This is a genomic window from Mycobacterium sp. UM_Kg27 (assembly GCF_000972905.1).
GTDB lineage: Bacteria > Actinomycetota > Actinomycetes > Mycobacteriales > Mycobacteriaceae > Mycobacterium.
The window spans coordinates 17319-31221 of record NZ_JRMM01000038.1 but is presented as its reverse complement, the minus strand read 5'-3'; the positions used below and the strand labels follow the sequence as shown (position 1 = coordinate 31221).

11 protein-coding genes are annotated in these 13903 nt (G+C 69.6%); 5 read left to right on the top strand and 6 right to left on the bottom strand.

Annotation, left to right across the window (positions count from 1 at the left end; all coding sequences use genetic code 11):
• On the bottom strand, positions 1-3248 hold a 3248-nt coding region (recB, locus tag LI94_RS08655; protein WP_046300938.1), incomplete at its 3' end, for an exodeoxyribonuclease V subunit beta.
• Positions 3248-6532, bottom strand: coding sequence for an exodeoxyribonuclease V subunit gamma (gene recC / locus LI94_RS08650; RefSeq protein ID WP_046300937.1), 3285 nt, complete (start codon positions 6530-6532; stop codon positions 3248-3250). The genes recC and recB, both read right to left, overlap by 1 nt.
• 71 nt (positions 6533-6603) lie before the next feature.
• On the opposite strand from recC, the gene LI94_RS08645 reads away from it, so the two are divergent.
• Genes LI94_RS08645 through LI94_RS08625 form a run of 5 tightly spaced genes read left to right on the top strand, consistent with a single transcriptional unit; the run spans position 6604 to position 10993 of the window.
• Positions 6604-7089 (top strand): protein disulfide oxidoreductase, encoded by a 486-nt coding sequence (locus LI94_RS08645; RefSeq protein ID WP_024440964.1) that lies wholly within the window; start codon positions 6604-6606, stop codon positions 7087-7089.
• A complete protein-coding gene (locus tag LI94_RS08640) occupies positions 7090-7917 on the top strand; it encodes a cytochrome c biogenesis protein CcdA (RefSeq protein ID WP_024440965.1) in 828 nt (275 codons plus the stop codon).
• Between the two features lie 37 nt (positions 7918-7954).
• Positions 7955-9121 (top strand): zinc-binding dehydrogenase, encoded by a 1167-nt coding sequence (locus LI94_RS08635; protein ID WP_046300934.1) that lies wholly within the window; start codon positions 7955-7957, stop codon positions 9119-9121.
• The gene (locus LI94_RS08630) at positions 9118-10242 is read left to right on the top strand and encodes an ATP-dependent 6-phosphofructokinase (protein WP_046300933.1); all 1125 of its coding nucleotides are present in this window, start codon (positions 9118-9120) and stop codon (positions 10240-10242) included. The genes LI94_RS08635 and LI94_RS08630 overlap by 4 nt, the downstream gene beginning before the upstream one ends.
• Positions 10235-10993 carry a class I SAM-dependent methyltransferase gene (locus LI94_RS08625; protein WP_024440968.1) on the top strand — a complete coding sequence of 253 codons (759 nt, stop codon included), beginning with the start codon at positions 10235-10237 and terminating at the stop codon, positions 10991-10993. Before LI94_RS08630 ends, LI94_RS08625 begins: the two co-directional genes overlap by 8 nt.
• Before the next feature lie 333 nt (positions 10994-11326).
• On the opposite strand, the gene LI94_RS08620 is transcribed toward LI94_RS08625, so the two are convergent.
• Genes LI94_RS08620 through LI94_RS08605 form a run of 4 tightly spaced genes read right to left on the bottom strand, consistent with a single transcriptional unit; the run spans position 11327 to position 13869 of the window.
• Positions 11327-11944 carry an RES family NAD+ phosphorylase gene (locus LI94_RS08620; RefSeq protein WP_024440969.1) on the bottom strand — a complete coding sequence of 206 codons (618 nt, stop codon included), beginning with the start codon at positions 11942-11944 and terminating at the stop codon, positions 11327-11329.
• Positions 11937-12452 (bottom strand): hypothetical protein, encoded by a 516-nt coding sequence (locus LI94_RS08615; RefSeq protein WP_024440970.1) that lies wholly within the window; start codon positions 12450-12452, stop codon positions 11937-11939. The genes LI94_RS08620 and LI94_RS08615 overlap by 8 nt, the downstream gene beginning before the upstream one ends.
• Before the next feature lie 47 nt (positions 12453-12499).
• Positions 12500-13360 (bottom strand): cytochrome c biogenesis protein CcdA, encoded by an 861-nt coding sequence (locus tag LI94_RS08610; RefSeq protein WP_046300932.1) that lies wholly within the window; start codon positions 13358-13360, stop codon positions 12500-12502.
• Entirely contained in the window at positions 13357-13869 is a 513-nt protein-coding gene (locus tag LI94_RS08605) for a redoxin domain-containing protein (protein ID WP_046300931.1), read from the bottom strand. The genes LI94_RS08610 and LI94_RS08605 overlap by 4 nt, the downstream gene beginning before the upstream one ends.
• Positions 13870-13903 lie beyond the last annotated feature (34 nt).

The following is a 13903-nucleotide window of genomic DNA, read 5'->3' as shown; positions in this document are numbered from 1 at the left end:
AGATGTGTATAAGAGACAGCCCCGGCACGATGCCCGTCGATGACCGGGGTCTCCGGCCCGCACATGCCGCGCACGAACAGATACAGCACCCCGCCCAGATGCTGCTCGGGGTCGTAACCGGGCAGCCGCCAGCGCAGGAAGCGGTGCAGCACCGCGGTATACAACAGCGCCTGCAACGGGTAATCCGAATGCAGCATCGCAGCGGTGAGCCGGTCGAACCCGTAGTCCGCGGCGGTGTCGCCCAGCCGGTTGGTCTTGTAGTCGACCACCACAAAGCGCTGTTGCCGAACCCGCAGCACCACATCGATCGACCCGGACAGATATCCGCGCAGCGGCTGGCCGCCCAGTGCTTCGGTGGCCAGCCGGTCGGCATACGGGGCGAACGGGTCGTCAGCCGGCAGATGCTCGCGCAGCAGCGTCCCCACTTCGGCCAGCCGCAGGTCCGTTGCCACCCCCCGAACATCCCCTCCGGCCAATGGAATCTCGAAATCCAACTCCCGCAACCGGTCTCGGGTGCCGATGTCGCGCAGCGTCAGCCCACCGGCCAGCGGCCCCAGCGGGGTGTCGTGCATCGGCACCAGTGCCGCGGCCAATACGGCCGGCTCGGCGTCGACCGACCACCAGGCGGCGTGCAGGCTTACCTGTGCTTCCAGCTCGGCCGCCAGGTCGGCGGCGAACGGATCGGCGGTCTCCAACACCGCGTGCACCAACGAACCGAACGCCGCCCCCGCCGGCAACTCGGCCATCGGCGAGACCAGATCCGCGCCGTCCGGCGGCGCCGCCACCGCCACGGGCACGTCGTCGGCCTCGTCGTCGCGGGCGGTCAGCTCCGGCTCGCTGTGCACCCCGGACGCCGCGCCCGCCACATCTGCCACGCCTTCGGAGGCATGCCGGATCAGCCCCGAATACGACGTGCGCCGCCAGCCGGTGTCGATGTGGCGGTGGAAGTGCCGTGCTTCCAAGCCATCCGGAGGCTGTGCCGAGGCGACCGGGGCCAGCGGGGCGATCACCGACTCCTCGATGACCAGACCGCCGGCGGCCTCCCACTCCCGAAAGCAGCTCAGCGCTTCGTCGTCGGACGGCTTGGGCTCGCAGCGATCCGGTACCGGCGCCTCGCCACGGCACCGGCCCCGCAGCAACCGGGACAGGCCGCCGTTGGGTTCGTCGTAGGACGCCGCCCACCACGCCACCACCTGCGACTGCGCGCGGGTCAACGCCACATAGGCGAGCCGAATGTCATTGCGGGCGGCCTCGGCCACGCTCAACCGCTGCACCTCGTTGTGGTCGGAACTGTTCGGGCCGCCGACGTGCCGGCAACGCACACCGGCTTCGTGGTAGAGCGGGATGGCCTCGTCGAACATGTGCCGGTTGAACGCGAACGGCAGGTACACGATCGGAAACTGCAAGCCCTTGGAGCCCCACACCGTCAGGATCTGCACGGCGGCCGCGTCGGAGTCGAGCCGGCGATTGTGCTGCCCGCCACCGTTTCGTTCCGTGCACTGACGGCGCAACCAATCCCGCAACGCCGGCAGGCCCAACCGGTCGCGGTGCGCGGCCTCATGTAGCAGCTGCGCCACATGCGCCAGATCAGTCATGGTGCGTTCCCCGCCGTACTCGCCGAGCAACCGGCGCTTGAGGCCGGCCAACTGCGCCGCCTCGAACACCGCCGCCGGCCCGTGCAGACGCAGTTCATCGGACCAGTCCCGCAACGTGGACGCCACCTGGTCGGTCAACGTGTCACCACCGTCGGCCAGGGTAGCGGCGGTATGGCCGAAGAACACCGTCGCCGCGGCGGCCCGCACCAGCCCGGCGCGATGCGTTGCCTCGAACGCCTCCAAAAGACACAACCAGTCGGCGGCCGCAGCCGAGGAGAACACGTCGGCGTCACCGGTGAACACCGCGGGAATCCCGGCCCGCAGCAAGGCTTCTTGGCAGGCGGCCGCGTCCTTGCTGTTCTCCACGATCACCGCCACATCGCCGGGGCTGATCGCACGGCCGTCGAAAGTCGCGCCGCTGGCCCACAAGGCGGCGACGTCGGCGGCCAGATCATCGGGGATATGGCGGCGCAGCTTGGTCATCGGGACGACACGGTCGGCGCTGACACCGAAGGTCGCGCGGCCGACCACCCGCAGCCGCAACGGCGCGGTGCTGGGCGCACCGGCCAGCCGGGTTCCGCTGACCGCGGCCTCGACATCGTGGACCACGATCTGCGGATCGCCCAGCGCCGCACCGCCCATCACCGTCTGCAGCGCCTCGACCAGTGCGGAGTCGCTGCGCCAGTTCACCGCCAGGGTGCGCTGCTGCCCAGCGGTGCGGGCCGCCTGCAGATAGGTGTAGATGTCGCCGCCGCGGAACCCGTAGATCGCCTGCTTGGGGTCGCCGATCAGCACCACCGCCGAATGCCCGACGAAGCCGCGTTCGATCACCTGCCACTGGATCGGGTCGGTGTCCTGGAACTCGTCGACCATCACGATCGGCCAGCGCTGCCGCATCCGTTCACGGGCCGGTGAGTCTTCGGGCTCCAAGGCGCCGGCCAGCCGGCGCAACAGGTCGTCATAGCCCAGCACGCCGAGCTGGCGTTTGCGCAACTCCAATTCGGTGCAGACCGCATCGACGAATCTCAGCCGCACCTCGGCCACCGAGTCGGGTTCGGGATCCAGCGGGCGCAGCTGGGCATAGGGGTCGGAGACCACCTGCCGCGCGAGTTCCAGCGCGTCGGCGTAGCTCAGCGCCACCTCGTCGCGCTGGGTACCGAACTTCGCCAGGTACAGGTCGTCGACGACCCGGATCACCAGGTCGTCAAGGCTTTCCACCAACTCGACCCCGGCGCTGGTGTCACCGGCGATGCCCAGTGACTTCAGCACCAGATGACAGAACTGATGCGTGGTGGCGATGGTCGCGGCGTCGAATCCGGCCAGCGCATCACGCAGCCGGCGCCGGCTCAGCTCCCGCTCGTCGGCGCTACCGGCGCACAGATGCGCGACAAGATCATTGGGTTCCTGTGCGCACATGCCGTCCAGGGCGGCCAATGTCTCCACCAGTTGGCGACGCACCCGGTCACGCAGCTCCCGGGTGGCGGCGCGGCTGAAGGTGATCAACAACATCTCGTCCAGGGTGGCGTGACCCTCGGCCAGGTAGCGGGTCACCAGACCGGCCAGCGTGAACGTCTTACCGGTGCCGGCGCTGGCCTCCAGCACCGTGGTGGTGCCGCGGGCCGGCAGCGGGCCCAGCAGATCGAAGCGTTCCATCAGCGCATCCGCCGTTCCGCGCGCAGCAACGGCAGCCACAGCCGGGCGGCCAGCGCGCCCAGTCGGGTGTCCTCGCCGCCGAACTCCTCGCCCGGGCGTGGTGGGGTCTGCAGCACGTCGAACGGCGCGTGCGGTCCCCACACCCGCACGCTGGCGGGTTCGGCGTTCTCACCGGGATAGCGCTGGGTGGCCCATTTACTGCTCGCATACGACACCGGGTCGCGCCCGGCGTGACGCTTCTCGGCCCACGCGTACGACGTCTTGATCGGCAGTGGCAGCGGTTCGCATCGCCCCATGTCATAGAGCCACACCAGCTCCCGCAATGTTTCGACCGGGTCGGGTGGCGGCCCGAGCACCCGCTGCCGGGCGCGCTCGCCGCCTCGGTCGCGGCCGATGCAGCGGGCGGTCCACTCGACGTCGGGACGCTGGGCGGCCAACGCCACCAGCGGAATCCAGGCCTGCAACAGATGGGTGTCCCGCAGTTTGGAGTAGTTGACCGACACCGTGGTGGCATCGAACACCGGGGTGACGGTACCGGTCAGCCGGCGCCCACCTCCGAGATCCAGATCGATGTCAAAAGTCGCCGGAGCGCCTTGGCGATGCTCCAAGGCCGCGGCCGCCAGGTACATGACCCGGTCCCGGATCTGTTTGGCGGTGCGCCAGCCCAGTTGCCCGGGTGGTAGGCTGCCGCGCCGCCACTCAGCCGCGATGGCATTGGCCGGGTCGGTGCCCAGCAGCATGTCGTGCAGCATTCGGTTGCCCACCGCCCACTCGCCCAGCGCGTCGATCTCGACCGGCATACCGTCTTCGACCTCGTCGACCTCCCACGGCAGGGTGTAGTTCAGCGCACTGAAAAAGCCCTTGACCGGGTCCTTGAAGAACTTGAGCAGGTCGACGAGCGCGACGTCTGCCGGCGGCGGTGCGGGAAGCGGGTCGGTGATGAACGCCCGTGCAGCACAACGGATTCCGGCGGCGGTTCGGGCGGCCAGCGGCACGGTCGGGTCGAAGGTGAACGGCACATCGGGGATCAGCCGGCCGGGTTCGACGTTCTTGACGTCGAACGGCTGCAGCGGATGCTCCACAACAAGCTGCGCGCGCACCGGTTCGGGGGTGGTCTGATCCAGCGCATCGAGCAACTCGGCCAACGGGACGGCGGGCGGGCGGGGGTGGCCGCTGTGTTCGTCGGCGCCGGTGTAGGTGATCACCAGCTTGTCGGTGGCCGCGGTGATCGCATCCAGCAGCAATTGCCGGTCTTCGGAACGGATGTCACGTTCCCCGGTCATCGGGCGCCGCGCCAGCACGTCGTCGCCGTCGGGCAGGTCCAGCCGGGGGAACACCCCGTCGTCCACGCCCAGCAGGCACACCACCCGGTGTGGCACCGACCGCATCGGCACCATGGTGCACACCGTCAGCGTGCCGGTGCGGAAGTTGGCCCGGGTCGGCCGCCCGGCCAGATGCCCGGCCATCAGCACGCGCACATCGGGTAGCCGCAGGGCGGTGTCGCTGCGGGCCGCGGCGTCGTCGAGCACCTGCGCCAACTCCCGTTGCAGATGCGCGCTCTGCCAGGCATCGGTGCCGGCATCGGCCAGCTCGGCGACCCCGTCGCGCAGCGCGGTGATCCACTCCGCCAGCGGGCGCGTGCCCTCCAACTTCTCGACCGCCGACTGCAACCGGGCCACGAACTCGGCCAGTTTCCCGGCCAGCTCCACCTGACTGCTGCCGACGTCGTCGAGGGGGAGCGCGGTGCCCAGCCAGGCCTGCGAATCATCGGACATCGCCACCCCGGTCAAGATGCGGTCCAGGCCGAATCTCCAGGTGTTGTGCACGATGTGCGACAGCCCGTAGCGCTCGCGGGTGTGTGGGTCAAAACCCCAGCGGATGTTGGCGGTACGCACCCAGGTGGTGATCTGGGCCAGATCGTTGTCGGTGAAGCCGAACCGCGCCCGTACCGGGTCGGCGTGGGCGAGGTTGAGCACGGCGGTGGCGGTGGCGCGGCTGCCGGCGATCTCCAGCAGTTCGGCGGCCACCGCGAGCAGCGGATTGGTCTGGGTCAGTGCCCTGTCGGCGAGCTGCACCCGCAACCGATGCGCCGGGTGGGTGTCGCCGGCGAGCTCGCCCAGACCGAAATCGGCGACGATCAACGGCGCATAGGTTTCGATGTCGGGGCACATCACCACGATGTCGCGGGGCTCCAGCGTCGGATCGTCGTGCAGCAGCCCCAGCAGGACTTCGCGCAGCACGTCGACCTGCCGGGCCGGGCTGTGGCAGCTGTGCACTTGCACCGAGCGGTCTGATGCGGCGTGGTGGCGGCCCGTTGGGCGCAGCTCGTTGGCGCCCAGATCGGATTGCAGCCAACCCAGCAGGGTGTCCGGCGGCGTTGCGGCATTAAGGAATTCATCACTGTCGGGCGCGGCGGGCAGGCCGCGTTGCAGCTCGCGCAGATCGCGGCCCAGCGTCTCCAGCAGCGGATGGTGGGCGTGGTGGCGGGTGTCGTCCTCGGTGCGCGGTACGGCGCCGTGCACGTCGCCGAGCGAGCGCCACAGCGCATCGGAGGGATGCGGCAACCACAGGTGCAGGTCGTGATGAGTGGCCAGCGCGTCCAGCAACTCGATGTCGGTGCACGCCAACCGGGTGTGCCCGAACAACGACAGCCGGGCCGGCAGCGTCTCGGTCGGCGCTCGGCGCAGACGCGCGACGGTATCGCGGTGCCGAACGGGTGGGGGATCGATACCGATGGCGGCCACCAACGCCCGCCACAGCGGCGGCTGCCAGGCCAGGTCCTCATGCAATTCACCGGTCTCGCCGGCGCTCCAGTCGACCAGCAACTGCGGGCGCTGCCGGGCATAGGAGGCGAACAGTCCGGCCAGCCGGCGCGCCACCGCATAGCGCCGGCCGCGCCGCAGCTCACCTTCTCCGCTGGAGTCGGCGTGGCCCAAATGCGTTGCCAGCGTGGCGCACCAGGGCTCGGCCAGGTTCGCGTCGATCACCGCCAACAGCGGCCAGGTCATGGCATCCGGGGACCACGGATCGTCGTCGCCGGCGCCGGTGATCTCGGCGATGAGCGAGATCGGGTTGCGAAACTCCACGCCCGCGCAGACCCCGTCGCCGCCGGGACCGGCACCCAACACATGCGACAGACGTTGGGACAGCCAGCGCTCGACCCCGCGCGCCGGCACCAGCACCAGCTCCTGGGCGAACGGGTCGGCCGGCGGCGTCGCCAACAGTGCACCGAGGCCGTCGGCGAGGACGTCGGTGCGCTCGGCGCGGTGCAGGTGCAGTCCCATCGCGGCCACCATAAACCGCGGCCCCGACGCGTGGGCTGAACCATCGGCCGTCCGCGTTCGTGATGCCTCACATGAGGATCTACACGTTGGTACTGGCCGCTGTCGCCGCACTGGTTGTCGGGCTGGCCGCCTCACCGGCCGCCACCGCCGCAGATGACCGGTTGCAGTTCACCACCACGACCATTGACGGGACCCCCTTCAACGGCGCCAGCCTGCAGGGCAAACCCGTAGTGCTGTGGTTCTGGCGGCCGAGTTGTCCGTTCTGCAACGCCGAAGCGCCGTCGGTGAGCCAAGTCGCGGCCGCCAACCCCCGGGTGACCTTCGTCGGAGTCGCGGGCCGCTCCGATGTGGCGTCGATGCAGGCCTTCGTCGCCAAGTACCACCTGAACTTCACCAACCTCAACGACGCCGACGGCTCGATCTGGACCCGATTCGGAGTGCCGTGGCAGCCCGCCTACGTATTCGAGCGCTCCGACGGCACCTCGACCTTCGTGAACAACCCCACCTCGGCGATGTCGCAACAGGAGTTGTCCGACCGGGTCGCGGCGCTGACCTAGGTGAACCAGAACCTGCCCGCGCTGGCCTTCGCCGCAGGGTTGGTGGCGGCCCTGAATCCGTGCGGGTTCGCGCTGCTGCCCGCCTACCTGGCATTGGTGGTGCGTGGCGAGCGGACCGGCGGGCGGCAGGCGGTGGGCCGCGCGCTGGCGGCCACCGCGGCGATGACCCTGGGCTTTCTGGCGGTGTTCGGCGTCTTCGGGCTGCTCACCGTCACGGCGGCCGCACGGGCGCAGCGCTACCTGCCCTATGCCACGGTGGTGATCGGGGTGGTGCTGGTGGCCCTTGGGTTTTGGCTGCTGGCGGGCGGCCGACTCGCGGTTGGATCGTTCGGCGGACGATGGGCGCCCACCGCCCGGATCGGGTCGATGCTCGGCTACGGGGTGGGCTACGCGTGCGCGTCGCTGGGCTGCACGATCGGCCCGTTCCTGGCGGTCACCGGGGCGGCCTTGCGCGGTGGCCGCGACGCGGTGACGGTCTATCTGGCATATGCGGCCGGGTTCGGCCTACTGGTCGGGGTGCTCGCGATCGCGGTGGCGCTGGCCCGCTCCGCGCTGATCGCCAAGATACGGCGAATCACCCGCTACGCGAGCCGGATCAGCGGGGCACTGCTGGTGGCCGTGGGACTCTACGTCGGCTACTACGGCTACTACGAAGTTCGCCTGTTCCAGGGCGACGCCAGCGTGGGCGATCCGGTGCTGGCCGCGGCGGGACGGCTCCAGGGCACGCTCGCCGGGTGGGTGCACCAGCACGGCGCCTGGCCGTGGCTGGCGGTGTTGGCGATCGTCCTGGTGGGAGCCCTGTTACGTGCTCGCCGCCCCGGTCGTTGACACTCCACCCGCCGGTCACCCTCGTAGGCTGGAAACCGTGAAAGCGATCAGTTGCAGCAACAGCGAACTCGAGCTCGTCGAACTACCTACCCCCGTCCCGGCCAGAGGCCAGCTCCTCATCGACGTGCTGCGGTGCGGTATCTGCGGATCTGATCTGCACGCACGCCAGCACTGCGACGAGGTCGCCGATGTCATGGCCGCGACCGGATACGACGGCTTCATGCGCTCGGATCAGCAGGTGGTGCTCGGGCACGAAGTCTGCGGCGAAGTACTCGACCACGGTCCCCGTACTCGAAAGGCGCCGCGCCCCGGCACCCGAGTAGTCGCACTACCGCTGTTGCGGCGCGGTGACGCTGTCCATGCGATCGGGTTGTCGGAATCGGCGCCGGGCGGCTACGCCGAGCAGATGCTCGTCGAGCAGTCGCTGACCCTGCCCATTCCCAACGGCCTGTCGGTGGACGCGGCCGCACTCACCGAACCGATGGCGGTCGCCTGGCATGCCGTGCGACGCGGCGAGGTGCGCAAGCGCGACGTGGCGATCGTGATCGGCTGCGGACCGATCGGCCTGGCGGTGGTGTGCATGCTCAAAGCCCGCGGTGTGCGCACGGTGATCGCCAGCGACTTCTCGCCCGGCCGCCGCGCGCTGGCCACCCGATGCGGCGCCGACATCGTCGTCGACCCGGCACACGATTCGCCCTATGCCGCGGCCGCGGGCCACGGCCACCTGGAGAAGGCGCCGGATGCGCTGGGCTTGGCGGTGGGCACCGTCGAAAAGCTGTACAAGGCACGGTTGCCCTGGTGGCATGTCTGGCGGGCCGCCGAAGCCGTCGGCGCCGCCACACCCAACCGCCCGGTGATCTTCGAGTGCGTCGGGGTGCCCGGTGTCATCGACGGCATCATCGCCGGCGCGCCCCTGTTCTCCCGGGTGGTCGTGGTCGGCGTCTGCATGGGAACCGACGCGATCCGGCCGGCGATCGCGATCAACAAGGAAGCCGACCTTCGGTTCGTATTGGGATACACACCAATGGAATTCCGAGACACCCTGCACATGATCGCCGAGGGGAAGGTCGACGTCTCGCCGTTGATCACCGGCACCGTCGGACTGGGCGGGGTGGCGAACGCGTTCGACGCGCTGGCGGACCCGGCCCGGCATGCCAAGGTTCTGATCGATCCCAAAAGCCCGGTGCTGGCGGTCCAGGGGTGACGGCGGGCATCAAGCGCATCGCGATCAGCACTGGTGGCGGTGACGCACCAGGTCTCAACGCCGTCGTCTACGCCGCCACCCTGGCCGCCCAAAGACGAGGCTGGGACGTGGTCGGGATCCGCGACGGCTACAACGGGCTGCTGCTGGGCGACGACTATCCCGATGGCGGTCTGATCGAGCTGAACCGTAACCGGGTGCGCGGCATCATCCACCAGGGCGGCACCATCTTGGGCAGCACCAACCGCGGCAACCCGATCGCCTACCCGGTGCAGCAGCCCGACGGCAGCTGGAGAGAACAGGACCGCACCGACGAGCTGCTCGAGCGCTTCGCAGAGCACGAGATCGATGCGTTGATCACCATCGGGGGCGACGGGTCCCTGGCGATCGGCCACCACCTGCACCAGGCTGGGCTGCGGCTGGTCGGGGTGCCCAAGACCATCGACAACGACCTGGAGGGCACGGCGGCGACGTTCGGTTTCGACAGTGCGGTCGATTTCGCCTCCGAGTGCATCGATCGGTTGTTTCCCACCGCGACCTCGCACAGCCGGATCATCGTGGTGGAGGTGATGGGCCGCTACGCCGGCTGGATCGCGCTGCATGCCGGGCTGGCGTCCGGGGTGCACGCCATCTTGCTTCCGGAGATCCCGTATCGGCTCGAGCCGGTGGCCGAGCTGATCAACCAACGCGCGCAACGTGGTTCGACCTACTCCATTATCTGCGTGGCCGAAGGCGCCAAGCCGGTAGGCGGCGAGCTCACCGTGGCGGGCAAGGCGGTGGGTCAGGCCGAACGCCTGGGCGGCGTGGGCGCCAAGGTTGCCGCTGAACTCGAGGCGCTCACCGGGCGCGAGTCGCGTGCCGTGGTGCTGGGGCATCTGTTACGCGGCGGTTCGCCGTCGTCGGTGGACCGGCTGCTGGGGCTGCGGTTCGGCGCTGCGGCGGTGCGGGCCCTCGACGAGGGGCGCAGCGGGGTGATGGTGGCGCTCAACCCGCCGACGGTGGATTACGTGCCGTTGGCCGAAGCTACCCGCCGACAGAAAACCGTTCCAGTGGACTGTGATTCGATCGAGACAGCGCGCGATCTCGGGATCAGGTTCGGCGACGAGAGCCTGCACGATGACTGAGGCGCCACGCCATCGCGGCGACTACGGCATCGACGGATCGTTTCACCGGGTCTCGCTGGGCGGGCAGCTCGCCGCTTTGGCGATCGGGTCCGCCGCGCTGGCGATCTACGGCGGCATCGCCCTGGCCCGCGGTCCACTGTGGCCCGGCGCGGCGGCGTTGGTCCTCGACGCCGCCGTCCTGACCCAGGTCGGGCTGTATTGGCATGCGACGCGGGCCGGCAAGTTCAAGGTGTGGGACGACGTACTCGATGGGCTGCGCCTGCGCGGCGACGAAACCGTGCTCGACATGGGATGCGGTCGAGGTGCGGTGTTGTGCGCCGCGGCCAAGCGGCTGCCCGACGGCCGTGCGATCGGAGTCGACCTGTGGCAGGCCGATCAGACCGACAACTCAGCTGATGCCACCCGGGCCAACGCCGCCCTGGAAGGCGTCGCCGACCGGATCGAGGTGAGCACCGGCGACATGACCGCGCTGCCGCTGCCCGACGCCAGCGTCGACCTGGTGGTGTCCAACCTGGCGATCCACAACATCGGGTCTCGCGAGGGCCGCCGGCGTGCGCTGGCGGAGGCGGCCCGGGTGCTGCGGCCCGGAGGCCGGTTGGCCATCGCCGATCTGTGGGAGATCCGCCGCCACGCCGCCCAACTGCGTGAAATGGGTTGGCGTGACGTGACATGGCGCAACCTGGGCTGGCGAATGTGGTACGGCGGGCCGTGGACTTCGACCCGGCTGGTCACCGCGACGAAGCCGGGCTGAGCGCCGGGATCGGTCACGTCCGTCTCAGGCGTCACGCGGGAGCGGGGGTGTGGTGTGTGCCCGGCTCCGAGCGACAAGCGACGTTATGTCAGGCCGTGGCGGGGTGCTGGTGGAGAATCGCGCCTCGGCGAGCGCAATGCGAGTTGACATAACCGGCGTTGTCGCTCAGAGGCGGGCGCATGCCCACATCCTCCGTGCTGTGACTGGTGGGTATGTGACGGGTGGGTCTGTGGCAGGTGGGTCTGTGACGGATGGGCCTGTGGCAGGTGGGTATGTGACGGGTGGGTCTGTGACGGGTGGGTCTGTGGCAGGTGGGGCAGTGCGCTATCGGACTCAGTACGCGACGGTAAACCCGTGCCGCAGCACCAGATCCGCGGTCACCTCCGGGCGCTCCGCGAGCGGCCAGCACTCCACCGCGAATGCACCGACATCGAAGAACGCATAGTTGACCGAAGTCTCCGGGGTGGTGCGCGAACGATAGACGATCGCATCCGGGCATTCGTCGGGCTCGGGCCACCAGCGCCGCACGGCATCTGCCAGGTGCTGGCAGGTGGCCCACACCGCGTCGTGCTGGCCGGTGCTGATCTGGTCGTCGACGCCCAGGGCATCCAGGTTGCGCTCGGTGCGCAGATCGAGCACCCGCAGGTGTCGGGCGGCGGACAGCCGCACCAGATGGTGGCGGGCGTGATCGCCGGGGATCATCAATCCGGTCAGTCGGTAGCGTTCCCGGAACGCGCCGACGAGATCGGTCGCCGCGTAGCGGGTGCGAAACCCGCCGGACGGGGGATCGAAGCGATAGCGCGGCTGACCGAAGCCGCCCCAGGTCCACTGGCCGGGGGGCTCGGCGTCGAGTCGCCACAGCTGTGAGCCGGCGGCGATGCGCCGGCGGCGCAGCCCGCTGGGCCGGGCATCGGGCAGCGGTGCCCGATAGCCGGCCGGGAGTTCAGGCACCGAGCGAGGTGAGCAGTCGACGCGCGGCGGGCGCCGTCTCGCCGTGGCGCAGCGCCTCGGCGATCGAGAAACCGCCCAGTTCGTCATGGGTGAGCCGCATGATGCGGTCCGCGGCCAGCGGGTCGGTGGTGAACCGGCCCAGCAGCTCCAGGATCTCGGTCAGCTCCGGGCGCAGCCGGGCGTCATCGAATTGCCAGGCCGGAAACCAGGTCTGGTTGCCGATGGCCGCGCCGATGAGCTTGCCGCGGCTGCGCAGCCGGTGCACCGCCTGCGGTGTGCCCAACCGCAGGAGGTCTTGGACCTTCGGCGTGGGCAGCGCCCCGGCGACGAAGTCGTCGACGAGGGCAGCGCGGCGCTGGTCGTTCAGGGCGTGGGCGGCGATACGCTCCAACGTGCCCTGAGGGGCGGTGGGCGCCTCCAGGAGCGCGTCGAGGACAAGGGCGAACCCGGCGTCGGTGCGGGCGCGTTCGGCGACCTGGCGGGCGATCGGGGCGACGGCGGTGGGCATGCGCCCATGCTACCCGCCGCTGCCCGAGATTGAAACAATCGAAACAATTATTCGGGGGCGGACCGGTGCCGGCGCCGCAGCGCTCGCCAGCCCAGTGCGCCGGCCACCAGCGCGACGATCGCGCCCAGCAGCGGCCAAACACCCAGCGCGTCGACCTGATCGGCCAGCCAGGACTGCACCGCACCCGCGGCACCGACCACCGGATCATGAGCGTCGCCCTCGGCGAAGTACAACCGGATCTCGTAGTAGCCGTAATAGCTGACGTACAGCCCGGTGAGCAACACGATCACCCCGGCGACGCGTCCCACATACGGCAGCACGCGCCGCAACGCGGAGCTGGCGGCAGAACCCGCCACCGCCACCGCCAGCGCCGCAACGCCGACGGTGATGCTCATGCCCACGGCATAGGCGATGAACGCCAGCACGCCCGCCACCGTCGAACCCTGCCGAAACGTGGTGCTGATCACCGCCAGAAACGGAGCGATCGTGCAGGACAGTGACGCCATGGCGTAGCCGACGCCGTAGCCGTACATCGACCCCAGCCGTGCCGTGGGTATCCCGCCCGCCCTACCGGGCAGCAACAGCGGGATCTCGCGGCCGGCCAACAACCAGACGCCCGTGGACAGCAGCGCCACGCCGATCACCACAGTGGCGAACGGCAGATACTTCTGTGCCGAAGCGATCAACGGCGAGACAGCCAATCCGAAGATCCCGAACACCGTCAGAAATCCGGTGGCCATCACCATGGTCGCCAGCGCTGCCCGGGCCAGGGCGACCGGTCGTGAGGTATCTCGGCTGGCGGCGATAACCAGGCCCAGATAGCCGGGAAGAAACGCGAAACCACACGGGTTCAGCGCCGCCACCAGCCCGGCCCCCAGGGCAAAACTGAGTGCGGCGGTGTCGATCACGAACCGGTCAGGGCCTGTAGGCGCCTGTTCAGCTCGGCCTCGGCCAGCGAGCCCGTCACCACCTCGACGTGCCCGTCGGGCTTGATGAAGGCGTACGCCGGCTGCCGGGTGACCCCGAACCGGGCCCACACCGCCGCGTCGGTGTCGGCCAACTCGGTGAACTCGTCGACGCCGTACCTGTCGACGAACGCCCGTAACGCGTCCAGCCGGTCCTGCGCGCCCACGCCGACGAAGGTCACCTTGGGGTGCGCGGCGGCCAGTCGAGCGACCATCGGTGCATCCCGTTGGCACAGCGGACACCACGGCGCCCAGAACCACAACACGGCCGGTCTGCCGACCAGGCTCGCACCGGAAAATGGTCGGCCATCGAGGGTTTGGGCGGCGAAATCAAGTTGGGTGTTCTCGGCCCGGGTTTGCGATCCGCAGCCGAAGAGCAGCACCGCTATCGCCGCTACAGCCATGAGCAGTACGACCGATTGGCGACGCCCAGAGGCCTTGTCTTGCGGCATACCGGCGAGTATGCCACCGCAACCTGCGGGGCTA

Excerpts from the sequence above, each read along its gene's own strand:
- LI94_RS08615 (WP_024440970.1), bottom strand. The coding sequence starts at position 12,452 with ATGCCCACCGCCGTCGCCCCGATCGCCCGCCAGGTCGCCGAACGCGCC.
- LI94_RS08605 (WP_046300931.1), bottom strand. The coding sequence starts at position 13,869 with ATGCCGCAAGACAAGGCCTCTGGGCGTCGCCAATCGGTCGTACTGCTC.
- recC (WP_046300937.1), bottom strand. The coding sequence starts at position 6,532 with ATGGGACTGCACCTGCACCGCGCCGAGCGCACCGACGTCCTCGCCGAC.
- LI94_RS08625 (WP_024440968.1), top strand. The coding sequence starts at position 10,235 with ATGACTGAGGCGCCACGCCATCGCGGCGACTACGGCATCGACGGATCG.
- LI94_RS08645 (WP_024440964.1), top strand. The coding sequence starts at position 6,604 with ATGAGGATCTACACGTTGGTACTGGCCGCTGTCGCCGCACTGGTTGTC.